Genomic DNA, 25,415 nt, shown 5'->3' on the forward strand with positions numbered 1-25,415 from the left:
GCCGCGCCCGGAAGCGCCTGACCCAGATTGTTCAAAGCGGCTTGCCGACTGACCCCGGATTTGAGTGACAACCATGCCAAAACGTACAGACATCAAAAGCATCCTGATTCTCGGCGCTGGCCCGATCGTGATCGGCCAGGCCTGCGAATTCGACTACTCCGGCGCCCAGGCTTGCAAAGCCCTGCGTGAAGAAGGTTTCCGCGTCATCCTGGTGAACTCCAACCCAGCCACCATCATGACCGACCCGGCCATGGCCGACGCCACCTACATCGAGCCGATCAAATGGCAGTCGGTGGCCAAGATCATCGAGAAAGAGCGCCCGGACGCCGTCCTGCCGACCATGGGTGGCCAGACCGCACTGAACTGCGCCCTGGACCTGGAGCGCCACGGCGTTCTGGAGAAGTTCGGCGTAGAGATGATTGGTGCCAACGCCGACACCATCGACAAGGCCGAAGACCGTTCGCGCTTCGACAAGGCCATGAAGGACATCGGCCTGGAGTGCCCGCGCTCCGGTATCGCCCACAGCATGGAAGAGGCCAATGCGGTCCTCGAGAAGCTGGGCTTCCCATGCATCATCCGCCCATCGTTCACCATGGGCGGTACGGGTGGTGGTATCGCCTACAACCGTGAAGAGTTCGAAGAAATCTGCACCCGTGGTCTGGACCTGTCGCCGACCAAAGAGCTGCTGATCGACGAATCGCTGATCGGCTGGAAAGAGTACGAGATGGAAGTGGTCCGTGACAAAAAGGACAACTGCATCATCGTCTGCTCGATCGAGAACTTCGACCCGATGGGCGTGCACACCGGTGACTCGATCACCGTTGCTCCGGCACAGACCCTGACCGACAAGGAATACCAGATCATGCGCAACGCCTCGCTGGCGGTGCTGCGTGAAATCGGTGTTGAGACCGGCGGTTCCAACGTGCAGTTCGGTATCTGCCCGAACACCGGCCGCATGGTCGTGATCGAGATGAACCCGCGTGTGTCGCGTTCCTCGGCACTGGCCTCCAAGGCTACCGGCTTCCCGATCGCCAAGATCGCTGCCAAGCTGGCCATTGGTTACACCCTCGACGAACTGCAGAACGACATCACCGGCGGCCGCACCCCGGCGTCCTTCGAGCCGTCGATCGACTACGTCGTCACCAAGCTGCCACGCTTCGCCTTCGAGAAATTCCCGAAAGCCGACGCCCGCCTGACCACCCAGATGAAGTCTGTGGGTGAAGTCATGGCCATCGGCCGTACCTTCCAGGAATCCCTGCAGAAAGCCCTGCGCGGCCTGGAAGTCGGTGCCTGCGGCCTCGACCCGAAAGTCGACCTGGCCAGCCCGGAAGCTGCCAGCATCCTCAAACGCGAGCTGACTGTGCCGGGTGCCGAGCGTATCTGGTACGTGGCTGACGCCATGCGTTCCGGCATGACCATCGAGGAAATCTTCGAGCTGACCGGCATCGACCTGTGGTTCCTGGTGCAGATGGAAGACCTCATCAAGGAAGAAGAGAAGGTCAAGACCCTGGCGCTGTCGGCGATCGACAAGGACTACATGCTGCGCCTCAAGCGCAAGGGCTTCTCGGACCAGCGTCTGGCCAAGCTGCTGGGCATCACCGACAAGAACCTGCGCCGTCACCGCCACAAGCTGGAAGTGTTCCCGGTGTACAAGCGCGTCGACACCTGCGCCGCCGAGTTCGCCACCGACACCGCCTACCTGTACTCCACCTACGAGGAAGAGTGCGAGGCCAACCCGTCGACCCGCGACAAGATCATGATCCTGGGTGGTGGCCCGAACCGTATCGGTCAAGGTATCGAGTTCGACTACTGCTGCGTACACGCTGCACTGGCGCTGCGTGAAGACGGTTACGAGACCATCATGGTCAACTGCAACCCGGAAACCGTCTCCACCGACTACGATACCTCCGACCGCCTGTACTTCGAGCCGCTGACCCTGGAAGACGTGCTGGAAGTTTGCCGCGTCGAGAAGCCGAAAGGCGTGATCGTGCACTACGGCGGCCAGACGCCGCTGAAACTGGCTCGTGCCCTGGAAGAAGCCGGCGTACCGATCATCGGTACCAGCCCGGACGCCATCGACCGCGCCGAAGACCGTGAGCGCTTCCAGCAGATGGTTCAGCGCCTGAACCTGCTGCAGCCGCCAAACGCCACCGTGCGCAGCGAAGAAGAAGCCATCAGCGCTGCTGGCAGCATCGGTTACCCGCTGGTGGTGCGCCCGTCGTACGTACTGGGTGGCCGCGCCATGGAAATCGTCTACGAACTGGACGAGCTCAAGCGCTACCTGCGTGAAGCCGTACAGGTGTCCAACGACAGCCCGGTACTGCTCGACCACTTCCTCAACTGCGCCATCGAGATGGACGTGGACGCCGTGTGCGACGGTACCGATGTGGTGATCGGCGCAATCATGCAGCACATCGAGCAGGCCGGCGTTCACTCCGGTGACTCGGCGTGCTCGCTGCCACCTTACTCGCTGAGCAAGGAAGTGCAGGACGAAGTTCGCGTACAGGTCAAGAAAATGGCCCTGGAGCTGGGCGTCGTCGGCCTGATGAACGTGCAGCTGGCCCTGCAAGGCGACAAGATCTACGTGATCGAAGTCAACCCGCGCGCCTCGCGTACCGTGCCGTTCGTGTCCAAGTGCATCGGCACTTCCCTGGCCATGATCGCCGCCCGCGTGATGGCTGGCAAAACCCTGAAAGAGCTGGGCTTCACCCAGGAAATCATCCCGAACTTCTACAGCGTCAAGGAAGCCGTCTTCCCGTTCGCCAAGTTCCCAGGGGTTGACCCGATCCTCGGCCCTGAGATGAAATCGACCGGTGAAGTCATGGGCGTGGGTGACAGCTTCGGTGAAGCCTTCGCCAAGGCCCAGATGGGTGCCAGCGAAGTGCTGCCGACCGGCGGTACCGCGTTCATCAGCGTGCGTGACGACGACAAGCCACAAGTGGCTGGCGTTGCCCGCGACCTGATCGCCTTGGGCTTCGAAGTGGTTGCAACTGCTGGCACCGCCAAGGTTATCGAAGCGGCTGGCCTGAAAGTGCGCCGTGTGAACAAGGTGACCGAAGGTCGCCCGCACGTGGTCGACATGATCAAGAACGACGAAGTGTCGCTGATCATCAACACCACCGAAGGCCGCCAGTCGATCGCCGATTCCTACTCGATTCGTCGCAATGCGCTGCAGCACAAGATTTACTGCACCACTACCATTGCGGCCGGTGAAGCCATCTGCGAAGCGCTGAAGTTTGGTCCGGAAAAGACCGTTCGTCGCTTGCAAGATCTGCATGCAGGACTGAAAGCATGAGCATTACCAAGTACCCGATGACCGTCCAGGGCGCTCGCGCCCTGGAAGAGGAGCACCTGTTCCTGAGCAAGACCGAGCGCCCGCGCCTGAGCCAGGCAATCGGCGAAGCGCGCGAACTGGGTGACCTCAAGGAAAACGCCGAATACCATGCAGCCCGCGAAGAGCAGGGCATGGTCGAAGCGCGTATCCGCGATATCGAAGGCCGCCTGCAGAACTCGGTGGTGATCGACGTGACCACCATCCCCCACACCGGCAAGGTCATCTTCGGCACCACCGTAGATCTGGAAAACACCGAGACCGGTGACCAGGTGACCTACCAGATCGTTGGCGAGGACGAAGCCGACATCAAGAAGGGCAAGCTCTCGGCCGGCGCGCCGATTGCCCGTGCCATCATCGGCAAGGAAGAAGGTGATATTGTCGTCGTCAAGACGCCTAGTGGCACGGTCGAGTACGAGATTGTCGAAGTCAAGCACATCTGACCGGCGCCTGCGGGCGCCATCCCTCGAGGGGATCCTCTGGCAGCTGGCCCAGGTTTTCTGGGTCGGCGGCCTTTGGGTGTTTCACGTGGGGCTGGTGCCTGCGCTGAAGGTCAGTGGCCTGGCGCCGCTGCTGGTGCAGGATATCGCCGGGCAGATCGACCGCTGGTTGATCGGCGTGGCGTTGCTTGGCTTGTTGACCCAGCTGGCAGTGCTGGCAAGGGTGGACGGCCTGGCGGCCTGGTGGCGGCAGTTCCGTGGCCAGATGCTGTTGCTCGGCTTCGGCGCCTGCGTGGGGTACTACACCTTGCGCTACGGTATTTCCGTGGGCGAGCGCTGGCAGATGTTCTGCTTCCTGGTACTGGGCTTTTCCGGCATCGTGCTGGTGGCCCAGCCGGTGCCGGTCAGGGCGCGTTCGCCGCGCCACTGACCGGAGCCACCGCTACTTGTAGCGGTGGATGTTGGACAGCTGCTTGTTCGGCTGTGGATTCTTGCGGTAGATCAGGGCCTTCTTGCCAATGGTCTGCACCAGCTCGGCACGGCCAGCCTTGCACAGCTCGGCAATGGTTTCGGCGCGTTCTTCGCGGTCTTCCGAGCGAATCTCGACCTTGATCAGTTCATGGTCGACCAGCGCGCGTTCCAGTTCGGCGATGACGCCTTCATTCAAACCGTTGCCAGCAACGATCAGGACCGGCTTCAGGTCATGACCAATGGACTTGTATTGCTTCTTCTGCTCGTTATTGAGCGGCATAATCTGACCCTTTCCGTCTGATTCTGTAAAATTGACGGGCATTTTACCCGAGGGCCACCGGCTCCGCCCAGTCAATCACGACGCATATCATCGAGGTGCCCCGTGGTACAACGTTCCAAAAGCAGCGCAAACTGGCTGCGAGAGCATTTCAACGATCCTTTTGTGAAGCAGGCGCAGAAGGATGGCTACCGCTCGCGTGCGAGCTACAAACTGCTTGAGATCCAGGAAAAGGACCGCCTGATCCGCCCAGGCATGAGCGTAATCGACCTCGGTGCGGCCCCGGGGGGCTGGTCGCAGGTGACCAGTCGTCTGATTGGTGGTCAGGGCCGGCTGATCGCGTCCGACATCCTGGAAATGGACTCGATCGCCGACGTGACCTTCATCCAGGGCGATTTCACCCACGACGAAGTCCTGCAGCGCATTCTCGAAGCGGTCGGTGATTCGCACGTAGACCTTGTGATTTCCGACATGGCCCCCAATATGAGTGGTACGCCTGCGGTGGACATACCGCGCGCCATGTTCCTCTGCGAGCTGGCCCTCGATCTGGCGACCCGCGTGCTCAAGCCCGGCGGCGACTTCCTGATCAAGATTTTCCAGGGCGAAGGTTTTGACGTGTACCTGAAGGACGTGCGCAGCAAGTTCGACAAGGTGCAGATGCGCAAGCCGTCGTCGTCGCGGGACCGTTCCCGTGAGCAGTACCTGTTGGGCAGGGGCTTCAAAGGGGCGTGAAAGGTGTGAAGCGGGGTGGCCGATAGTTAATTCCAATCGGCCACTGCGTCAGGATTGTCCGAACTTCGTGTAGTCTAGCTTTCACAAAGGGTTACAGACGGTGCCTGCGGCTGCGTGGGTAATGTAGTAAGTTAGGGCGATGAATATCATGCGAGGCACGGCTGCGTCGTGCGCCGGCCTCAGAGGGTAGCGAATTGAACGACATGGCAAAGAATCTGATCCTGTGGTTGATCATCGCAGCTGTCCTGGTGACAGTGATGAACAACTTCTCCAGCCCTAACGAGCCGCAGACCCTCAACTACTCCGACTTCATCCAGCAGGTCAAGGATGGCAAGGTCGAGCGTGTGACCGTCGACGGCTACATCATTACCGGCAAGCGCGCCGACGGCGACAACTTCAAGACCGTGCGCCCGGCCATTACCGACAATGGTCTGATCGGTGACCTGGTCGATAACCACGTCATCATCGAAGGCAAGCAGCCTGAGCAGCAGAGCATCTGGACGCAATTGCTGGTGGCGAGCTTCCCGATCCTGGTCATCATTGCCGTGTTCATGTTCTTCATGCGCCAGATGCAAGGCGGTGCGGGCGGCAAGGGTGGGCCGATGAGCTTTGGCAAGAGCAAGGCGCGCCTGCTGTCCGAAGACCAGGTCAAGACTACGCTGGCCGATGTTGCCGGCTGCGACGAGGCCAAGGAAGAGGTTGGCGAGCTGGTCGAGTTCCTGCGTGATCCGGGCAAATTCCAGCGTCTGGGTGGCCGCATCCCGCGCGGTGTGCTGATGGTTGGTCCGCCAGGTACCGGTAAGACCCTGCTGGCCAAGGCAATTGCCGGCGAAGCGAAAGTACCGTTCTTCACAATTTCCGGTTCGGACTTCGTGGAAATGTTCGTAGGTGTCGGTGCCAGCCGTGTGCGCGACATGTTCGAGCAAGCCAAGAAGCATGCTCCGTGCATTATCTTCATCGACGAGATCGACGCTGTGGGTCGCCACCGTGGCGCCGGCATGGGCGGTGGTCACGACGAGCGTGAACAAACCCTCAACCAGCTGCTGGTAGAGATGGACGGCTTCGAGATGAACGATGGCATCATCGTCATCGCTGCTACCAACCGACCGGACGTACTCGACCCGGCGCTGCTTCGTCCTGGCCGTTTCGACCGCCAGGTGGTGGTAGGTCTGCCAGACATCCGCGGTCGCGAACAGATCCTCAAGGTGCACATGCGCAAGGTGCCGGTCGGCGAAAACGTCAACCCGGCGGTCATTGCCCGTGGTACCCCCGGTTTCTCCGGTGCCGACCTGGCCAACCTGGTCAACGAAGCCTCGCTGTTTGCCGCACGCTCCAACAAGCGCCTGGTCGAAATGAAAGAGTTCGAGCTGGCCAAGGACAAGATCATGATGGGCGCCGAGCGCAAGACCATGGTCATGTCCGAGAAAGAAAAGCGCAACACGGCCTACCATGAGGCTGGCCACGCCATTGTTGGTCGCCTGGTGCCTGAGCACGACCCGGTCTACAAGGTTTCCATCATTCCGCGCGGTCGCGCCCTGGGTGTGACCATGTTCCTGCCGGAAGAGGACCGCTACAGCCTGTCCAAGCGTGCGCTGATCAGCCAGATCTGCTCGCTGTACGGTGGCCGTATCGCCGAAGAGATGACCCTGGGCTTCGATGGCGTCACGACCGGCGCGTCCAACGACATCATGCGTGCCAGCCAGATCGCGCGTAACATGGTCACCAAATGGGGCCTGTCCGAGAAGCTCGGGCCGCTGATGTACGCGGAAGAAGAGGGTGAGGTGTTCCTCGGTCGTAGCGCCGGCAGCCAGCACGCCAGTGTTTCTGGCGAGACTGCCAAGCTGATCGACTCCGAGGTGCGCAGCATCATCGATCAGTGCTATGCCACAGCCAAGCAGCTGCTGGTCGACAACCGCGACAAGCTCGAAGCGATGACCGAAGCGCTGATGAAGTATGAGACCATCGATGCCGATCAGATCGACGACATCATGGCTGGGCGTACGCCGCGCGAACCGCGTGACTGGGACGATGACAAGGATTCGGGTACGCCTGCGGCCCAGAATGACCGTCCGGAATCGCCAATCGGCGGCCCAGCAGCTCAACACTAAGGGCATCTATGAGCTCAGTGCAGTACCCGACCCGGTTGCCTTGCGGCAACCGGGTTCTTGATTTGTCGCGTACCCATGTCATGGGTATTCTCAATATCACCCCCGATTCCTTTTCCGATGGCGGACGCTTCAGTCAGCGTGACGAGGCTCTGCGCCATGCGGAGGCAATGGTCGCCGCCGGCGCCACGCTGATCGACATCGGTGGCGAGTCCACGCGCCCTGGTGCGCGGGCGGTATCGGTCACTGAGGAGTTGGAGCGTGTCGCGCCGATGGTCGAGGCAATCAACAGCCGCCTCGATGTGGTCATCTCGGTCGACACCTCTACGCCTGCCGTCATCCGTGAATCGGCCCGTCTCGGTGCCGGGCTCATCAATGACGTGCGCGCCCTGGAGCGCGATGGGGCTCTGGACGCTGCGGCGGATACCGGCCTGCCGGTGTGCCTCATGCACATGCGTGGCGAGCCGGGTAACATGCAGGACGACCCGCATTACGATGATGTGACCGCTGACGTTACGCGCTATCTTGAGCAGCGGATGGCCGCCTGTGCGGCGGTGGGCATCGACGCAAACAGAATCATCCTTGACCCGGGCTTTGGTTTCGCCAAGACACTGGCGCACAACCTGAGCCTGTTCAAGCACATGGAAGCGCTCTATCGCCTTGGGCGCCCGCTGCTGGTGGGCGTTTCACGAAAGAGCATGATCGGCCTGACGCTGGAACGTCCGGTCGGCGAGCGGTTGTACGGCAGCCTTGCGCTGGCGGCGTTGGCCATGACCAAGGGGGCGAGCATCCTTCGTGTCCATGACGTGGCTGAAACTGTCGATGTGGTGCGCATGATTGCTGCGGTACAAAACGCCGAATAAGAACATTGGAGTCCCTATGAGCAGAAAATACTTTGGTACCGACGGCATTCGTGGCCGCGTCGGCGAATACCCGATCACGCCTGACTTCATGCTGAAGCTGGGTTGGGCGGCCGGCATGGCCTTCCGCAAGCAAGGCCATTGCCGGGTGCTGGTGGGCAAGGACACGCGTATCTCCGGCTACATGTTCGAGTCTGCACTCGAAGCCGGTCTGGCCGCGGCAGGTGCCGACGTCATGCTGCTGGGGCCAATGCCTACGCCGGCCATCGCCTATCTGACGCGCACGTTCCATGCCCAGGCTGGCATTGTCATCAGTGCCTCGCACAACCCGCACGAAGACAACGGCATCAAGTTCTTCTCGGGCCAGGGCACCAAGCTGCCAGACGAAGTCGAGCTGATGATCGAAGAGCTGCTCGACCAGCCGATGACCGTGGTCGACTCGGGCAAGTTGGGCAAGGTTTCGCGCATCAACGACGCTGCCGGCCGTTATATCGAGTTCTGCAAGAGCAGCGTACCCACGGGTACTGGCTTTGAAGGCCTCAAGCTGGTGGTCGATTGCGCCCACGGTGCCACCTACAAGGTTGCGCCGAGCGTGTTCCGTGAGTTGGGTGCCGACGTGACCGTGCTGCATGCGCAGCCGGATGGCCTTAACATCAACGAAGGTTGCGGCTCGACGCACATCGAATCGCTGCAGGCCGCCGTGCTGGTGGGGCATGCCGACCTCGGTATCGCCTTCGACGGAGACGGCGATCGCGTGTTGATGGTCGACCACACCGGCGCCATCGTCGATGGTGACGAGTTGCTGTTCATCATCGCCCGGGATCTGCGCGACCGCGGCAAGCTGCAGGGCGGGGTAGTGGGCACGCTGATGAGCAACCTGGGCCTGGAGCTGGCGCTGAAGGACCTGGATATCCCGTTCGTGCGGGCCAAGGTCGGTGACCGTTACGTCATGGCCGAGCTGCTTGAGCGTGAGTGGCTGGTCGGTGGTGAAAACTCCGGCCACGTCGTGTGCTGCAACCACACCACTACCGGTGATGCGATCATCGCCGCGCTGCAGGTGCTGATGGCGCTCAAGCGCCGTGGCGAAACCCTTGCCCAGGCCCGCCAGGCCCTGCGCAAGTGCCCACAGGTGCTGATCAACGTGCGCTTCGGCGCCAGCAAGGTCGACCCGCTGGAGCACCCGGCTGTCAAGGAAGCCAGTGCCAAGGTGACCGAGGCGTTGGCTGGCCGTGGTCGTGTGCTGTTGCGCAAATCCGGTACCGAGCCGCTGGTTCGGGTCATGGTCGAGGGCGAGGACGAAAACCAGGTGCGGATGCACGCTGAAGCGCTGGCCAAACTGGTCGGCGAAGTTTGTGTCTGAAGGCGCTTGCCAGCGCAGATCTGGTTGGGTAAGATCTGCGCCCACTTTGACCGACGAGGTAAAGCATGCGTCGCCCTATGGTAGCTGGTAACTGGAAGATGCACGGTACCCGCGCTAGCGTCGCTGAGCTGACCAAAGGCTTGAGTAATCTCGCCTTGCCGAGCGGAGTGGAAGTCGCGGTATTTCCGCCGGCCTTGTTCATCAATCAAGTGATTGATGGCCTGGCAGGTAAAGAAATTACTGTTGGCGCACAGAATTCTGCTGTACAACCCGAACAGGGTGCGCTGACCGGGGAAGTTGCTCCCGAGCAGCTGGTTGAAGCGGGTTGCAAGTTGGTGTTGATTGGTCATTCGGAGCGTCGCCAGATCATTGGTGAAACCGACGAAGTGCTCAATCGCAAGTTTGCAGCAGCGCAGGCCAAAGGTTTGAAACCAGTGCTTTGCATCGGGGAAACCCTTGAAGAGCGCGAGGCTGGCAAGACGCTTGAAGTTGTCGGGCGTCAACTAAGCAGCATCATCGAAGCATTCGGTGTTAAGGCTTTTGCCAATGCAGTAATTGCCTATGAGCCTGTATGGGCCATCGGCACTGGCCTGACGGCCACGCCTCAGCAGGCCCAGGATGTGCATGCCGCCATCCGCGGCCAGCTGGCGGCAGAAGATGCTGAAGTGGCTGCGAAGGTGCAGTTGCTCTACGGCGGCAGCGTGAAGGCGGCCAATGCGGCCGAACTGTTCGGCATGCCGGATATCGATGGGGGTCTCATTGGTGGGGCTTCCCTGAACGCAGACGAATTCGGTGCAATTTGTCGCGCCGCAGGAAACTGAACAAATGCTGGAAACAGTCATCGTTGTTTTTCATCTGTTGGCAGCGCTGTCGCTAGTAGTGCTGGTTCTGTTGCAACAGGGTAAGGGTGCTGAAGCAGGTGCATCTTTCGGCGCGGGTGCCTCAAACACCGTGTTCGGAAGCCAGGGCTCTGCAACGTTCCTAAGTAAATTAACTGCTATACTCGCTGCCACTTTCTTTTTGACAGCACTTGGGTTAGGATACTTCGCGAAGCAACAAGCTCACCAGCTTAGCCAAGCAGGTCTTCCAGATCCAGCAGTGCTAGAAGTGAAAGAGCCGCAAAAACCGGCAGTTAATGATGATGTACCGGTGCTCCAGCAGCAGAAGAGTGAAACCACCAGCAACTCGGGTGATGTACCTCCTCCGGCACAAGAGCAGAAGTAACGGGTTTCAAGTAGTAGTATTGCCGAGGTGGTGGAATTGGTAGACACGCAACCTTGAGGTGGTTGTGCCCATAGGGTGTAGGGGTTCGAGTCCCCTTCTCGGTACCAATTAAAGCTTGAGAGCCCGCTTTAGCGGGCTTTCTTGCAGGTGAAGGTTCTGATTTGACCCTCAACAGGGTTCGGTCTTATACTTTTGCCCCAGCTTTGTCGCGGGGTGGAGCAGCTTGGTAGCTCGTCGGGCTCATAACCCGAAGGTCGTTGGTTCAAATCCAGCCCCCGCAACCAGCTTCAGCGGAGCCCCTTTTCAGGGGCTTTTTGCTAACCGAACAGTTTTCGGCGTCGTTGTCCAACGGCGCTTTCAGGGATGGGCGCTTTGCCCATTTTTTATTTGCACAGCATGCACGAGGGGGTTCAGGTGTCGAGCAAGCTAGAACAGTTGCAGGCCTTGTTGGCCCCGGTTGTCGAGGGTCTGGGCTATCAGTGCTGGGGGATCGAGTTCGTTTCCCAGGGTAAGCATTCGGTACTGCGCATCTACATCGACAAGGAAGGTGGCATCCTGGTGGACGACTGCGAAGCGGTCAGCCGTCAGGCCAGCGCAATCCTCGATGTGGAAGATCCAATCAGCAGTGAGTACACCCTCGAGGTGTCTTCTCCAGGCATGGATCGCCCACTGTTCACTCTGGAACAGTTTGCCTCGCATGCCGGCGAACAAGTGAAGATCAAGCTGCGCTCACCCTTCGAGGGTCGTCGTAACTTCCAGGGCCTTCTCCGCGGTGTGGAGGAGCAGGATGTGGTGGTCCAGGTGGACAACCAGGAGTTCCTGTTGCCGATCGACTCGATCGACAAGGCCAATATTATTCCCAGTTTTGACTGAGACGTGCCGGGCCCGGTGAACTGTCCGGTCCCAATGGCTTGCGCAAGGCGAGGCGTACGATGAGCAAAGAAGTACTGCTGGTTGTTGAATCGGTATCCAACGAAAAAGGTGTACCGCCCGGCGTCATTTTCGAAGCGCTGGAAGTGGCCCTGGCCACTGCAACCAAAAAACGTTTTGAAGACGAAGTCGACCTGCGTGTGGAAATCAACCGCCACACCGGTAGCTACGAGACTTTCCGTCGCTGGACCGTGGTCGACGAAGCTGATCTTGATGATCCGGCAATCGAGACCTGGCTGGACAAGATCAAGGACACCCACCCTGAAGCCAAGGTCGGTGACGTGATCGAGGAGAAGATCGAGTCCATCGAGTTCGGTCGTATCGCCGCCCAGACCGCCAAGCAGGTCATCGTGCAGAAGGTACGTGAGGCCGAGCGTGCGCAGGTGGTCGATGCTTACCGTGAGCGCGTGGGCGAGATCATCTCCGGCACCGTCAAAAAGGTTACCCGCGACAACGTGATCGTTGACCTGGGCAACAACGCCGAGGCCCTGCTGGCCCGCGAAGACATCATTCCGCGCGAAACCTTCCGTGTTGGTGTGCGCCTGCGTGCGCTGCTCAAGGAAATTCGCACCGAAAACCGTGGCCCACAGCTGATCCTGTCGCGCACCGCGCCGCAGATGCTGATCGAGCTTTTCCGCATTGAAGTGCCGGAAATTGCCGAGGGCCTGATCGAAGTCATGGCTGCTTCCCGTGATCCGGGTTCGCGAGCCAAGATCGCCGTCCGCTCCAAGGACAAGCGCATCGACCCGCAAGGCGCCTGCATCGGCATGCGTGGTTCGCGCGTCCAGGCCGTATCCGGGGAGCTGGGTGGTGAGCGTGTGGATATCGTCCTGTGGGACGATAACCCGGCGCAGTTCGTCATCAACGCCATGTCGCCGGCTGAAGTCGCGGCGATCATCGTTGATGAAGATGCCCATGCCATGGACATCGCCGTCGCCGAGGACAACCTGGCTCAGGCCATTGGCCGTGGTGGTCAGAACGTTCGCCTGGCCAGTCAGCTGACCGGCTGGACCCTGAACGTGATGACCGAGAAGGACATCCAGGCCAAGCAGCAGGCCGAAACCGGTGACATCCTGCGCAATTTCATCGATGAGCTGGAAGTCGACGAGGAGCTGGCCCAAGTGCTGGTCGACGAAGGCTTCACCAGCCTCGAAGAAATTGCCTACGTACCGTTGGAAGAAATGCTCAACATCGATGGCTTTGACGAAGATATCGTCAATGAGCTCCGCGCTCGAGCCAAGGACCGTTTGTTGACCAAGGCCATCGCTACCGAAGAAAAACTGGCAGACGCCCACCCGGCCGAAGACCTGCTCTCCCTTGAGGGCATGGACAAGGACCTGGCGGCTGAACTGGCGGTGCGCGGCGTGGTTAACCGCGAAGACCTGGCCGAGCAGTCGATCGACGATCTGCTCGACATCGACGGCATCGACGAAGAGCGTGCCGGCAAGTTGATCATGGCCGCCCGAGCCCATTGGTTCGAGTAATTAGGCGCGGCCTGAGGAGAGAAGTGCATGACGCAAGTCACGGTGAAAGAACTGGCCCAAGAGGTCGAGGCACCGGTAGAGCGCCTGCTGCAGCAGATGCGTGAGGCAGGTCTGCCGCACACCGACGCCGGTCAGGTAGTGACCGACAATGAGAAGCAGACCCTGCTGACTCATTTGAAGAGCAGCCACAAAAGCAAGGCGGAAGAACCGCGCAAGATTACCTTGCAGCGCAAAACCACCAGTACGCTGCGTGTCGCCGGTAGCAAGAGCATCAGCGTAGAAGTACGCAAGAAGAAAGTATTCGTGCAGCGCAGCCCTGAAGAAATTCAGGCTGAGCAGAAGCGTGAGCTGGATGAGCGCCGCGCGGCTGAAAATGCCGCTCGCGACAAGGTCGAGGCCGAAGTTCGCCAGCGCAACGAAGAGCAGGCTCGCCGTCAGGCCGCCGAAGGTGCTGTATCCGCACCTGCGCCAGCCGCCAAGCCTGAGCCGGCGCCTGCCGCTGCTCCGGCCCCGGTAGTCGCCGACGCCCCGGCGTCCGAAGACGCCGCAGCCCGTGCTGCCGAGCGCAAGAAGGACGAAGCCCGTCGCAACGAAGGCCGTACCCGTGACGAAGACCGTCGTGGCGGCGAGCGTCGTGGCGAAGCCCCGCGCGTGTCGATCAAGGTCAAGGTCAAGGAGAAGGAAAAGGCTCCGACTCCACGTGCCGCACCGCGCACCACCGATGAAGAAAGCGATGGCGTACGCCGTGGCCGCGGTGGCAAGAGCAAACTGAAGAAGCGCAATCAGCATGGCTTCCAGAACCCGACTGGCCCCATCATCCGTGATGTGACCATCGGCGAGACCATCACGGTCTCTGAACTGGCCAACCAGATGTCCGTCAAGGGCGCTGAAGTCGTCAAGTTCATGTTCAAGCTGGGCACCCCGGTTACCATCAACCAGGTGCTCGACCAGGAAACTGCTCAGCTGATCGCAGAAGAGCTGGGCCACAAGGTCACCCTGGTCAGCGATACCGCACTGGAAGACTCCCTGGCCGAATCGCTCAAGTTCGAAGGCCAGACCGAGTCGCGTGCACCGGTCGTTACTGTGATGGGTCACGTTGACCACGGTAAGACCTCGCTGCTCGACTACATCCGTCGTGCCAAGGTGGCTGCTGGCGAAGCCGGTGGTATTACCCAGCACATCGGTGCGTACCACGTGGAAACCGACCGTGGCATGGTCACCTTCCTCGACACCCCTGGCCACGCCGCGTTTACCGCCATGCGTGCCCGTGGTGCCAAGGCCACCGACATCGTCATCCTGGTGGTGGCGGCGGACGACGGCGTGATGCCGCAAACCCGCGAAGCGGTTCAGCATGCCAAGGCAGCTGGCGTTCCGCTGGTGGTTGCAGTGAACAAGATCGACAAGCCGGGTGCCGACCTCGATCGCATCCGCAACGAGCTGGCCGTCGAAGGCGTTACCTCCGAGGACTGGGGTGGTGACACGCCGTTCGTCAAGGTCTCGGCGAAGATGGGTACCGGTGTCGACGAACTGCTCGAAGCCGTCCTGCTGCAGGCCGAGATTCTCGAACTGACCGCTACCCCGACCGCTCCAGGTCGTGGCGTGGTCGTTGAATCGCGCCTGGACAAGGGTCGCGGCCCGGTGGCGACCATCCTGGTTCAGGACGGTACCCTGCGTCAGGGCGACATGGTCCTGTGTGGTTCCAACTATGGCCGCGTGCGCGCCATGCTCGACGAGAACGGCAAGCCTGTGAAGGAAGCCGGCCCGTCGATCCCGGTCGAAATCCTCGGCCTGGACGGTACTCCGGAAGCCGGTGACGAGCTGTCCGTGGTTGCCGACGAGAAGAAAGCCCGCGAAGTTGCCCTGTTCCGTCAAGGCAAGTACCGCGAGGTCAAGCTGGCCCGTGCTCACGCCGGCAAGTTGGAAAACATCTTCGAGACCATGGGTCAGGAAGAGAAGAAGACCCTCAACATCGTCCTCAAGACCGACGTGCGTGGTTCCCTGGAAGCACTGCAGGGCTCGCTCGGCAGCCTGGGCAACGACGAAGTTCAGGTGCGCGTGATTGGTGGCGGCGTCGGTGGTATCACCGAAAGCGATGCCAACCTGGCGCTGGCTTCGAATGCAGTACTGTTCGGCTTCAACGTGCGTGCCGATGCCGGCGCGCGCAAGATCGTCGAGCAGGAAGGTCTGGATATGCGTTACTACAACGTGATCTACGACATCATCGAAGACGTCAAGAAGGCCCTGACCGGTATGCTGGGCAGCGATGTTCGCGAGAACATCCTGGGCGTTGCCGAAGTACGTGACGTGTTCCGTTCGCCGAAGTTCGGCGCCATCGCTGGCTGTATGGTCATCGAGGGTACCGTGTACCGCAACCGTCCGATCCGCGTACTGCGCGAAGACGTTGTGATCTTCGAAGGCGAGCTGGAATCGCTGCGTCGCTTCAAGGACGATGCCGCCGAAGTGCGTAACGGCATGGAGTGCGGTATTGGCGTCAAGAGCTACAACGACGTCAAGGTCGGCGACAAGATCGAAGTCTTCGAGAAAGTCCAGGTTGCTCGTACCCTCTAAGGGTGAGCTGGCTGCAAACCGCTTCTCTACGCGGCGGTTTTCAGCACCTCTACAGGTAGCGCCCGGTCAGGCATTGGTCTGACCGGGCGTTTGCCGCTTTAAGTTACAGGTAACAAGAATGGCCAAAGAATATAGCCGTACCCAACGTATTGGCGATCAGATGCAGCGTGAGCTGGCCGAGCTGATCCGTCGCGAAGTCAAAGACCCGCGTGTTGGCCTGGTGACCATCACCGCCGTGGACGTCAGCCGTGACCTGGGCCATGCCAAGGTGTTCATCACCGTCATGGGCGAGGAAACGCCAGATGCCGTGCAGCAGTCGCTGAAGGCGTTGAACAGTGCTGCCAGCTTCCTGCGTTTGCACCTGGGCCGCTCGATGCAGCTGCGCAGCGTGCCGCAACTGCACTTCCACTTCGATGAAAGCGTCAGCCGCGGTGTCCACCTGTCGGCGCTGATCGAACGTGCAGTGGCCGAAGACCGCATGCACAAGGAAGCCGACGAGCCGGACACCAAGGAGTAAGCGGTGGCCCAGGTCAAACGTATCCGCCGCAACGTCAGCGGCATCATCCTGCTCGACAAGCCGCTGGGTTTCACCTCCAATGCCGCCCTGCAAAAGGTGCGCTGGCTGCTCAATGCGGAAAAGGCCGGCCACACCGGTAGCCTCGACCCGCTGGCAACCGGCGTGCTGCCGCTGTGCTTCGGTGAAGCGACCAAGTTTTCGCAGTACCTGCTCGATTCCGACAAGGGCTACGAAACCGTCATGCAGATGGGGCAGACTACCAACACCGGCGATGCCGAAGGTGAGGTACTGCAGACCCGCGACGTGACCGTTGGTCGCGCCGACATCGAGGCGCTGTTGCCGCGTTTTCGTGGCCAGATCAGCCAGATACCGCCGATGTACTCGGCGCTCAAGCGTGACGGCCAGCCACTGTATAAGCTGGCTCGTGCAGGAGAGGTAGTGGAGCGCGAGGCGCGTTCTGTTACTATTAACCGCTTGGAGTTGCTCGAGTGCGAAGGCACCCGTGCACGGTTGAGCGTAGGATGCAGCAAAGGCACCTATATCCGCACCCTGGTGGAGGATATTGGCGAGGCCCTTGGCTGTGGCGCCTATGTTGCCGAGCTGCGCAGGACCCAGGCCGGGCCTTTCGCGCTGGCACAGACGGTCACCCTCGAGGCGCTCGAACAGGCCCACGCCGAAGGTGGCAACGAAGCGCTCGATCGCTTCCTGATGCCATCGGACAGCGGCCTGCAGGACTGGCCTTTGGTGTGCCTGTCCGAACACAGTGCGTTCTACTGGCTGCATGGGCAGGCGGTACGCGCACCGGACGCGCCACAATTTGGCATGGTCCGGGTACAGGATCACAATGCGCGCTTCATCGGTATCGGTGAAGTGAGCGAAGACGGGCGCATTGCGCCGCGTCGGCTGATTCGGTCGGAATGACCGAAACCGGGGGGCCAGGCAGTAGCCGAACCCCACGGCATCAAGGGTGGCTGTCAGTAGGCACGGTCACACCTTTTTTATTAATACAGGGATTTGTCCCTGGCCTATTGGACCCCGCTTGCGGGATCCGTTATCAGGAGAAGCCAAATGGCCCTCAGCGTTGAAGAAAAAGCTCAGATCGTTGCCGAATACCAGCAAGCCGCCGGCGATACCGGTAGCCCGGAAGTGCAGGTTGCTCTGCTGACCGCCAACATCAACAAGCTGCAAGGCCACTTCAAGGCCAACGATAAAGACCACCACTCCCGTCGTGGTCTGATCCGTATGGTTAACCAGCGTCGTAAGCTGCTGGACTACCTGAAGGGCAAAGACACCACTCGTTACAGCGCCCTGATCGGTCGCCTGGGCCTGCGTCGCTAATAGCGGCCTGGTCAGTGGTGTGCATGGCGTGTCGCAGGCTTCGGCAGGGCTGTTTTGCAGCGCTGACGTTGGACACGCCACGCGTATCTCCGAGGTTGGCAGCCTGGCAATGCTGAGCGGTTTTTCCGCTTGGTGCCAGGCTCCCAGCCTCGTGTTGTATCTGGACGGTCAATGGGGCCGATTCCCCGTTCTGCCCAAGAATTCGCAAGAAACCAGTTCCCCCAAGAGCCACTGAAAAAGGTAGGAAACCGTGAACCCGGTAATCAAGACTTTCCAGTTCGGTCAATCGACCGTTACTCTCGAAACGGGCCGTATTGCCCGTCAGGCAACCGGCGCCGTGCTGGTTACCGTCGACAACGACGTCACCGTGCTGGTGACTGTGGTAGGCGCCAAACAGGCTGATCCAGGCAAGGGCTTCTTCCCGCTGTCGGTTCACTACCAGGAAAAGACCTACGCCGCCGGCAAGATCCCGGGTGGCTTCTTCAAGCGTGAAGGCCGTCCTTCCGAGAAAGAGACCCTGACCTCGCGCCTGATCGACCGTCCGATCCGTCCGCTGTTCCCGGAAGGCTTCATGAACGAAGTGCAGGTCGTCTGCACCGTGGTTTCCACCAGCAAGAAGACCGACCCGGACATCGCCGCGATGATCGGTACCTCGGCTGCCCTGGCCATCTCCGGCATTCCGTTCGAAGGCCCGATCGGCGCCGCTCGCGTTGCCTTCCACGAAAGCACCGGCTACCTGCTGAACCCGACTTACGAGCAACTGGCTGCTTCGAGCCTGGACATGGTCGTAGCCGGTACTTCCGACGCCGTACTGATGGTTGAATCGGAAGCTCAAGAGCTGACCGAAGACCAGATGCTGGGTGCCGTACTGTTCGCCCACGACGAATTCCAGGCCGTTATCCAGGCTGTCAAGGAACTGGCTGCCGAAGCTGGCAAGCCGACCTGGGACTGGAAACCAGCCGTTGCCAACACCGAGCTGTTCAACGCCATCCGCGCCGAGTTCGGCGAAGCGGTTTCGCAGGGCTACACCATCACCGTCAAGGCTGACCGCTACGCGCGCCTGGGTGAGCTGCGTGACCAGGCCGTTGCCAAGTTCTCGGGTGAAGAAGGCCAGCCTACGGCCTCCGAAGTAAAAGAAATCTTCGGCGAAATCGAATACCGCACCGTTCGCGAAAACATCGTAAACGGCAAGCCACGTATCGACGGCCGCGACACCAAGACTGTTCGCCCGCTGAACATCGAAGTAGGCGTGCTGCCGAAAACTCACGGTTCGGCACTGTTCACCCGTGGCGAAACTCAGGCTCTGGTCGTTGCGACCCTGGGTACTGCCCGCGACGCCCAGCTGCTGGACACCCTCGAAGGCGAGAAGAAAGACCCCTTCATGCTGCACTACAACTTCCCACCGTTCTCGGTAGGTGAGTGTGGGCGCATGGGCGGTGCTGGCCGTCGCGAAATCGGCCACGGCCGTCTGGCCCGTCGTTCGGTCCAGGCCATGCTGCCGGCCGCCGACGTGTTCCCGTACACCATCCGCGTGGTGTCGGAAATCACCGAATCCAACGGTTCCAGCTCCATGGCTTCGGTCTGCGGTGCTTCCCTGGCCCTGATGGACGCTGGTGTGCCGATGAAGGCGCCAGTTGCCGGTATCGCCATGGGCCTGGTCAAGGAAGGCGACAAGTTCGCGGTCCTGACCGACATCCTCGGTGACGAAGACCACCTGGGCGACATGGACTTCAAGGTAGCCGGTACCGCCAAAGGCGTTACTGCGCTGCAGATGGACATCAAGATCAACGGCATCACCGAAGAGATCATGGAAATCGCCCTGGGCCAGGCCCTGGAAGCGCGCCTGAACATCCTCGGCCAGATGAACCAGATCATTGGCCAGTCGCGTACCGAGCTGTCGGCCAACGCCCCGACCATGATCGCGATGAAGATCGACACCGACAAGATCCGTGACGTCATCGGTAAAGGCGGCGCCACCATTCGCGCCATCTGCGAAGAGACCAAGGCTTCGATCGATATCGAAGACGATGGCTCGATCAAGATCTTCGGCGAAACCAAGGAAGCTGCAGATGCTGCCAAGCAGCGCATCCTGGGCATCACCGCCGAGGCCGAAATCGGCAAGATCTACGTCGGCAAGGTTGAGCGCATCGTCGACTTCGGCGCCTTCGTCAACATCCTGCCTGGCAAGGACGGCCTGGTGCACATCTCCATGCTGAGCGATGCTCGCGTCGAGAAAGTCACCGACATCCTGAAAGAAGGCCAGGAAGTTGAAGTACTGGTACTGGACGTGGACAACCGCGGCCGTATCAAGCTGTCGATCAAGGACGTAGCCGCGGCTAAGGCCTCGGGCGTCTAAGCGACAGCCATGCAACAGGAAAAGGGCCCTTCGGGGCCCTTTTTTCATGGGCTGCGGGAACCTTTTGCGGACTTGCATCTTGCATGCAGGTTTACCGTGCAGGTTGCAAAATGCACGACACTGGAAATGATGTCTTTTTGCTAACCAATTGATTTAAAAGGGTTAAGTGGTGGCGATAAAGCTGGCACAGCACATGCACCTACCTTCATACCTGCCGCCAGGACATACGGCGCAGACCTTTCGATAAACAGGAGTGACCCACATGAAGAAGTTCGCCATTGCTGCCGCTACTGCTACCGCTCTGACCCTGACCATGGCTAACGCGGCATTCGCCCAACAGTCCACCCAGGCCCCCATGACGCTGGCGGCCGGTGAGGTGACCAAAGCCAAGGAAGCTACCTCCGATACCTGGATCACCACCAAGGTCAAAGCTGACCTGATGACCGAGAAAGGCGTGCCAGGCAGTGACATCAAAGTCGAGACCAATAAAGGTGTCGTGTCGCTGTCGTCCGACGTGGCCATTACCGATGCACAGAAAGAGATGGCAGTCGCCATCGCCAAGAAGATCAAAGGCGTCCAGGCCGTTTCGGCTGATGGCCTGAAGTCCGAATAAGGGATGTCCCGTCGGCCAAACGGATTTGGCCACCTTCTACCGAAGCCCTGGCCTGTGCCGGGGCTTTGCTTTTGCGCTCAGTAGCCCGGGTTGAGGGCGATTACATCGCTTTCGAAGCATTCCTGCTCGACGATCAGCGGCTCCACCACTGGCCGGCTGTCGCGAAAGTGCGCGGTCTGGGTATGCGCTTCATAGGCTGCATCATCGCGGTAGATTTCGTACAGGTAGATTACCTCCGGATCGAGTCGGTCCTGCGACACATCGAATACCAGGCAGCCTGGCTCGTGGGCGACAGAAGCCGCGGCATTGATCTTGATCGCTGTCAGGAAATCCTGGGCGCAACCGGGCTTCACACGGGTCTTGATAAACAGGCTATACACAAGTCGCTCCTTTTGTTTTAAATTCATAAATGAATTGTATACAAAAATGGAGTCTCGCCGATGTCCGAATTGCCTGCACGCCCCGGCCGCCTGAATGGCTTGCGCCATATCGCCTTGCTGGTACCCAACCTGGAAGAGTGCGAACGCTTTTATGTCGATGTGCTGGGTATGGAGGTGTTGAACCGTGCCAACGAAGATCTGGTGTACCTCACCTGTGGCAACGACAACCTTTCGCTGGGGCGTGGGGCAGGGGCGGCCAACGGGCTGCAGACGCTGGACCATTACGGGTTCATTGTGGACAGCGTGGAGGAGCTGGAGGCGTGGTACCAGTACTTCAAGGCCCACGGTGTGACGCTGCTGGACCGGCCATTCAACCACGGTGACGGGGCGCGTAGCTTCCATCTGCTGGACCCGGCGGGGAACAAGGTGCAGCCGCTGTATCACCCGGCGGTGTCGGGGCAGCGATTGGTCTGATGCCTGTGCCGGCCCATTCGCGGGCACGCCCGCGAAGAGGCCAGACCTGCTGTCAGAGGTTATTCAGCATCCAGATGCATTGGCGTCACCACCCGCCCATCGCTCTCAGGCTGCCCAAGGCTGGTATCGATGAAATACACCCGGTCATCTTCCAGCTTGCCCTTGTCCACCAGGTAATCCTTGATACTGCTGGCCCGCTCCTGGCCCAGCGTGCGCAGCAAGGCGGTACTCTCGGCCCACGACTTGATCACTGCCTCGCGCAGCTTGGTGGTGCGTTCGTCGCGGCCCAGTTGCTCCCATTCGGCAGGTGGCTGCTGCTTCAGACGAGTGCGGTAAATGCCTTCGAGCATTGCCGGTTTATCGCTGTCGTCCACCACCAGCATCGAGGCATTGGCCGGCACCTTGTCGCCCCGGCGCTGCAGGATCTTGTACCAGGTGGCCTGGTACTCACGCTCCAGGCGCTGCTGGGCGATCAGCGGGCCATCGCTGGCCTGGGCGCTGGTGCCTTCGATTTCCAGGCGCAGTTCCGGGCGTTCTTTCAGCGCGGATGCCAGCTTGTCCAGGGACGACTGGGCATCGCCACTGAGCTCGCTGGACCCTGGGGCGAAAGCCACGTTGCCCAGGTCTTCCGAGCCACCGCCGGTAATCAGCCCGCCAATGAACTTGAACGGCGCCTGTGCCGCACGCAGTACCAGGTTGCGCAGGGTTTGCCAGACGATCGGCATCACACTGAATTGCGGGTTGTTGAGGTCGCCAGACACGGGCAGCTCGATCGAAATCTTGCCCTCGGTATCTTTCAGCAACGCCACCGCAAGGCGGATCGGCAGGTCGACTGCGTCTGGGCTGTCGACTTTTTCACCCAGTTGCAGTTGCTCCACCACCACCTTGTTCTCGGCCTTGAGCTGGCCGTTGGTAATCAGGTAGTGCAGGTCGAGGTTGAGCCGGCCTTTGCGAATGCGGAAGCCCGCGAACTTGCCGGAGTAGGGCGTGAGGGTGGTCAGTTCGACGCGCTTGAAGCTGGTGGCGATATCCAGGCTGGCCAGCGGGTTGAACGGGTTGAGTGCGCCCTTGATGGTGACCGGTGCGTAGCGGTCGACCTTGCCCTTCACGTCGACCTTGGCCGGCACCGGCTTGCGGTTGTCGATGGTGCCGATCTGGCCATTGAGCTGCTGAATGGCCGTGGCGAAGTTGGGGGTGAGGGAGAGGTCGGCGAAGTTGGCCGAGCCGTCGTTGATGTCGATCTGGCCGATGTGGATACCCAGCGGCTTGTCGCTGCTGGCTGCGGCCGGCTTGGCCTGGCTTTTCGCCGGGGTTCCAGCCGGTTGCGGGATCAGCAGGTCGTTGACGTTGGTGGTGCGGTCTTCGTTGATGATGAAGCGTGCATAGGGTTGCAGCAGGGTTACCTTGTCAATCGACAACGCATCGCCGTGTACATAAGACAAGCCATCGACGTTCACCTGCTGCCATTTGACGAAGTCGCGGCTCTTGATGGTGTCGAGGGTGTGCAGTTGGTTCACCTGGGCCTTGCCTGTGATATTGAAGGCCAGTGGTGCGGTGTTCTTCAGGTCGACCTTGAGGTCGCTGGAGAGCATGCCACTGCGCAGTTCCAGCAGGATGAACGGGTTGATATAGGCCTGTGCTACGCGCAGGTCGATATCGCGGGTGCTTACGTCCAGCTTGGCCCATACCGGCGCCAGGTTGACCTGGCCGGCCGCCTGCAGCTTGCCTTGCTTGCCTACGCCCGTATCGAGCTTGAGCGTGAAGGGCGACTGGTTGAGGCTGTCGAAGCCTTGCAGGTCGGCGTTGAGCGGGCCGATGTCCAAGGCTACCGGTTCTTTCTGGCTGCGGTCTGCCAGGTGCACCAGGTAGTTGCGCAATTGCACGTCCTTGAGCAGCACTTGCCAAGGCTTGCTCGGCTCTTTGGCGGCTTGCTGCTCAGGTGTCGGCTCGGCGGCTGCCGGCTCTGCCTTTTCCTTCGGCGTGGCTTTGGCAGGCTGGCTGGCAAACAGCTTTTGCCAATCGAGCTGGCCGTCTTTTTCCAGCGCAGCCCAGGTTTCGAGTTTCTCGCTGCGGATTTTGCCTACGGTGACCTGTTGCTTGACCAGGTCAACGGAGGTTTCGCTCACCTCCAGGCTGGCCAGGCGTGCCAAGGGGCGGCCATCCGGCGCCTTGATGGCGAACGGTGCAATGCGCACGGAGGCGTTTTCCAGCAACAGCTCCGTCTGTTTGGCGAGGTTGAGCTTGTAGTGCGTGTCGAGGCTGACCACGCCGTCTTCCAGCACCAGTGGCACCGCATCACGCACGTACGGCCAGAATGCCTTCATCTTGCCTTCAGTGATCTTCAGCGTGCCTTCAGAGGCGATCGGTGACAGGCTCAGTGTCCCGTTCCAATCAATGCGCCCGCCATTGGGGCCGTTGGCCACCAAGGTCATGTCGGCACTGTCGTCGGGCAAGGTGCTGAGGTTTTTCAGCTCCAGGTTCATGTTGTCGTAGAGGAACTCGATCGGCTCGCTGGGGCGCAAATCCTCGAAATGCAGGTAGCCGTCGATGAGCTTGATACTACCGATGCGCAGCGGAAACGGATCGCTGGGGGGCTCGTCTGGTTTGGCTTCGTTGGCGGGCAGCTTGAACAGGCCGGTCAGGTTAAGGCTACCGTCCTTGGCAAACAGCACCTCGTTACGCGGTTTGTCGAGCTCGACGGCTTCCAGGTGCAGCGCTTTGGTCCACAGGCTGTCGAGCGAAAGGTTGGCGTACAGCCGCTCGAACCCGACCTGTTCCTTGCCGGTCTCGCCGATCTGCAGGCCCCACAATGTCAGCTCCAGGCTGAAGGGGTTGAGTTCGATCCGTTCGAGGTGGGCCGGCACCGTCGCGTACTGGGCCAACTGCTGGTTGGCGATGCGCAGTGCCACACCGGGAAGAATGAGAAAGCCGAGCAGGCTGTAGAGGGCCACCAGGGCCAAGATTGCGCCAGCGGCGCGAGTCAATCCTTTGTACATGTGTCGCTTCGTCTGTCTAAGCAGGAGTGCTTGGAGTATGGCACGTTAAATCAGTTCCGCAGGGGCGACCATTTGACCTTATTCGATGCCCATGCGCCGTTTGGCCCGGTGCGCCGAACCGTCTCGCATGGCCCAGCGCAATACCGGTGCGGTGCGTCGCAGGCCCAGGCGTATCATGCGCTGCTGCAAGGGCCCGTGCTCCAGGCCGAGCAGGGTCTGGGCCCAATCCGGCAACAGGTCGATACCGGCGTGCAGCATCAGTTTGCCCACCGGCTGTGCCAGGCGGCTGGGGGCCGGGGCATCGAGCAGAATCCCGACTACCTCGTGGCTGCGGCTGTCGCAGCGCAACTGCGCACGCATGCGCAGCAGGTAGTCTTCGATCTGCTGGCACGAACGTGGCACGTCACGGGCGCCAAGGCGCTCGGCAATCAGGGCGATTTCGGCGTAGTAGGCATCTTGCTCGGCGCGCGACAGCTGCGGGTTGCGGTAGCGCAAGTGGGCAGCGAGGAAGCTGCTGACCTCTGCCACATGAACCCAGGTCAGCAGGTCGGGGTCGCTGGCCGCATAAGGGCGGCCATCCGGCGCAGTGCCGGTGACCTGTAGGTGAATGGTGCGCACTTTGTCGATCAGCCATTCGGCATCGCGCGTGGAACCGAAGGTGGTGCCGGAAATAAACTGGCTGGTACGGCGCAAGCGGCCGATCAGGTCCTCACGGAAATTGGAGTGGTCCCACACACCGGCCAGGGCCAGCGGGTGCAGTAACTGCAGCATGAGTGCACTGATGCCGCCGACAAGCATGCTCGGGAAGTCGCCATGCACTTGCCAACTGATGCTGTGAGGGCCGAACAGGCCGGGGTCGCCCTTGGGCGTTTCCAGGTCGAGCTGGCCTAGGGCCAGCCCGGTGAGGCTCATGACCTGGGTTTCGATACGGCGACGAAGGGCTTCCATGGCGACCTGCG

General features: G+C 60.6%; 22 protein-coding genes and 2 tRNA genes. 20 read left to right on the forward strand and 4 right to left on the reverse strand.

Annotation, left to right across the window (positions count from 1 at the left end):
- The first annotated feature begins 73 nt into the window (after positions 1–73).
- From carB to FHW75_RS04225, 3 genes are read left to right on the forward strand one after another with little or no spacing between them, the layout of a single operon-like run.
- A complete protein-coding gene (gene carB, locus FHW75_RS04215; protein WP_019098158.1) occupies positions 74–3,295 on the forward strand; it encodes a carbamoyl-phosphate synthase large subunit in 3,222 nt (1,073 codons plus the stop codon).
- Entirely contained in the window at positions 3,292–3,774 is a 483-nt protein-coding gene (greA, locus tag FHW75_RS04220) for a transcription elongation factor GreA (protein ID WP_016712090.1), read from the forward strand. Before carB ends, greA begins: the two co-directional genes overlap by 4 nt.
- On the forward strand, positions 3,752–4,201 hold the full coding sequence (locus FHW75_RS04225) for a hypothetical protein (RefSeq protein ID WP_012053750.1): 450 nt from the start codon (positions 3,752–3,754) through the stop codon (positions 4,199–4,201). The genes greA and FHW75_RS04225 overlap by 23 nt, the downstream gene beginning before the upstream one ends.
- A gap of 12 nt (positions 4,202–4,213) precedes the next feature.
- Here the strand turns inward: FHW75_RS04225 and yhbY are convergent, their stop codons facing one another.
- The gene (gene yhbY / locus FHW75_RS04230; RefSeq protein WP_003249945.1) at positions 4,214–4,522 is read right to left on the reverse strand and encodes a ribosome assembly RNA-binding protein YhbY; all 309 of its coding nucleotides are present in this window, start codon (positions 4,520–4,522) and stop codon (positions 4,214–4,216) included.
- 102 nt (positions 4,523–4,624) lie between these two features.
- Between yhbY and rlmE the strand changes: the two genes are divergently transcribed.
- The 16 genes from rlmE (at position 4,625) to FHW75_RS04310 (ending at position 20,606) form a co-directional block, all read left to right on the forward strand.
- Positions 4,625–5,251 (forward strand): 23S rRNA (uridine(2552)-2'-O)-methyltransferase RlmE, encoded by a 627-nt coding sequence (rlmE, locus tag FHW75_RS04235; protein WP_012274251.1) that lies wholly within the window; start codon positions 4,625–4,627, stop codon positions 5,249–5,251.
- Between the two features lie 203 nt (positions 5,252–5,454).
- Positions 5,455–7,359, forward strand: a complete 1,905-nt coding sequence (gene ftsH / locus FHW75_RS04240; RefSeq protein WP_016712088.1) for an ATP-dependent zinc metalloprotease FtsH — start codon at positions 5,455–5,457, stop codon at positions 7,357–7,359.
- 8 nt (positions 7,360–7,367) lie between these two features.
- Positions 7,368–8,219 (forward strand): dihydropteroate synthase, encoded by an 852-nt coding sequence (folP, locus tag FHW75_RS04245; protein WP_019098157.1) that lies wholly within the window; start codon positions 7,368–7,370, stop codon positions 8,217–8,219.
- A gap of 16 nt (positions 8,220–8,235) precedes the next feature.
- Positions 8,236–9,576, forward strand: coding sequence for a phosphoglucosamine mutase (gene glmM, locus FHW75_RS04250; protein ID WP_016712086.1), 1,341 nt, complete (start codon positions 8,236–8,238; stop codon positions 9,574–9,576).
- 65 nt (positions 9,577–9,641) lie between these two features.
- Positions 9,642–10,397 carry a triose-phosphate isomerase gene (gene tpiA, locus FHW75_RS04255; protein WP_016712085.1) on the forward strand — a complete coding sequence of 252 codons (756 nt, stop codon included), beginning with the start codon at positions 9,642–9,644 and terminating at the stop codon, positions 10,395–10,397.
- A gap of 4 nt (positions 10,398–10,401) precedes the next feature.
- Positions 10,402–10,800, forward strand: coding sequence for a preprotein translocase subunit SecG (gene secG / locus FHW75_RS04260; protein WP_016712084.1), 399 nt, complete (start codon positions 10,402–10,404; stop codon positions 10,798–10,800).
- A gap of 21 nt (positions 10,801–10,821) precedes the next feature.
- Positions 10,822–10,907, forward strand: a tRNA-Leu gene (locus FHW75_RS04265).
- A gap of 100 nt (positions 10,908–11,007) precedes the next feature.
- Positions 11,008–11,084, forward strand: a tRNA-Met gene (locus FHW75_RS04270).
- A 130-nt stretch (positions 11,085–11,214) separates the two neighbouring features.
- A complete protein-coding gene (rimP, locus tag FHW75_RS04275) occupies positions 11,215–11,673 on the forward strand; it encodes a ribosome maturation factor RimP (RefSeq protein ID WP_009685348.1) in 459 nt (152 codons plus the stop codon).
- A 59-nt stretch (positions 11,674–11,732) separates the two neighbouring features.
- Positions 11,733–13,214 (forward strand): transcription termination factor NusA, encoded by a 1,482-nt coding sequence (gene nusA, locus FHW75_RS04280; RefSeq protein ID WP_009685349.1) that lies wholly within the window; start codon positions 11,733–11,735, stop codon positions 13,212–13,214.
- Positions 13,215–13,241: 27 nt separating this feature from the next.
- A complete protein-coding gene (gene infB, locus FHW75_RS04285; protein WP_159266611.1) occupies positions 13,242–15,782 on the forward strand; it encodes a translation initiation factor IF-2 in 2,541 nt (846 codons plus the stop codon).
- Positions 15,783–15,900: 118 nt separating this feature from the next.
- Positions 15,901–16,299, forward strand: coding sequence for a 30S ribosome-binding factor RbfA (gene rbfA / locus FHW75_RS04290; protein ID WP_009685351.1), 399 nt, complete (start codon positions 15,901–15,903; stop codon positions 16,297–16,299).
- Positions 16,300–16,302: 3 nt separating this feature from the next.
- Positions 16,303–17,220, forward strand: a complete 918-nt coding sequence (gene truB / locus FHW75_RS04295; RefSeq protein ID WP_019098154.1) for a tRNA pseudouridine(55) synthase TruB — start codon at positions 16,303–16,305, stop codon at positions 17,218–17,220.
- A 147-nt stretch (positions 17,221–17,367) separates the two neighbouring features.
- Positions 17,368–17,637 (forward strand): 30S ribosomal protein S15, encoded by a 270-nt coding sequence (gene rpsO / locus FHW75_RS04300; RefSeq protein ID WP_003249971.1) that lies wholly within the window; start codon positions 17,368–17,370, stop codon positions 17,635–17,637.
- Between the two features lie 250 nt (positions 17,638–17,887).
- A complete protein-coding gene (gene pnp, locus FHW75_RS04305; RefSeq protein ID WP_019098153.1) occupies positions 17,888–19,993 on the forward strand; it encodes a polyribonucleotide nucleotidyltransferase in 2,106 nt (701 codons plus the stop codon).
- Positions 19,994–20,255: 262 nt separating this feature from the next.
- On the forward strand, positions 20,256–20,606 hold the full coding sequence (locus FHW75_RS04310) for a BON domain-containing protein (RefSeq protein ID WP_016712080.1): 351 nt from the start codon (positions 20,256–20,258) through the stop codon (positions 20,604–20,606).
- 77 nt (positions 20,607–20,683) lie between these two features.
- Here the strand turns inward: FHW75_RS04310 and FHW75_RS04315 are convergent, their stop codons facing one another.
- Complete coding sequence (locus FHW75_RS04315; protein ID WP_183673189.1) at positions 20,684–20,986, reverse strand: putative quinol monooxygenase; 303 nt, start codon at positions 20,984–20,986, stop codon at positions 20,684–20,686.
- A 60-nt stretch (positions 20,987–21,046) separates the two neighbouring features.
- Between FHW75_RS04315 and FHW75_RS04320 the strand changes: the two genes are divergently transcribed.
- Positions 21,047–21,460: a VOC family protein gene (locus tag FHW75_RS04320; RefSeq protein WP_010955354.1), complete on the forward strand. Its 414-nt coding sequence runs from the start codon at positions 21,047–21,049 to the stop codon at positions 21,458–21,460.
- Between the two features lie 59 nt (positions 21,461–21,519).
- On the opposite strand, the gene FHW75_RS04325 is transcribed toward FHW75_RS04320, so the two are convergent.
- Both FHW75_RS04325 and FHW75_RS04330 read right to left on the reverse strand, forming a co-directional pair.
- Positions 21,520–24,456: a DUF748 domain-containing protein gene (locus tag FHW75_RS04325; RefSeq protein WP_025754262.1), complete on the reverse strand. Its 2,937-nt coding sequence runs from the start codon at positions 24,454–24,456 to the stop codon at positions 21,520–21,522.
- A 78-nt stretch (positions 24,457–24,534) separates the two neighbouring features.
- Positions 24,535–25,404, reverse strand: coding sequence for an oxygenase MpaB family protein (locus FHW75_RS04330; RefSeq protein ID WP_025754261.1), 870 nt, complete (start codon positions 25,402–25,404; stop codon positions 24,535–24,537).
- Positions 25,405–25,415 lie beyond the last annotated feature (11 nt).

Origin of the sequence: Pseudomonas sp. OG7, assembly GCF_014192825.1 — a bacterium.
GTDB lineage: Bacteria > Pseudomonadota > Gammaproteobacteria > Pseudomonadales > Pseudomonadaceae > Aquipseudomonas > Aquipseudomonas monteilii.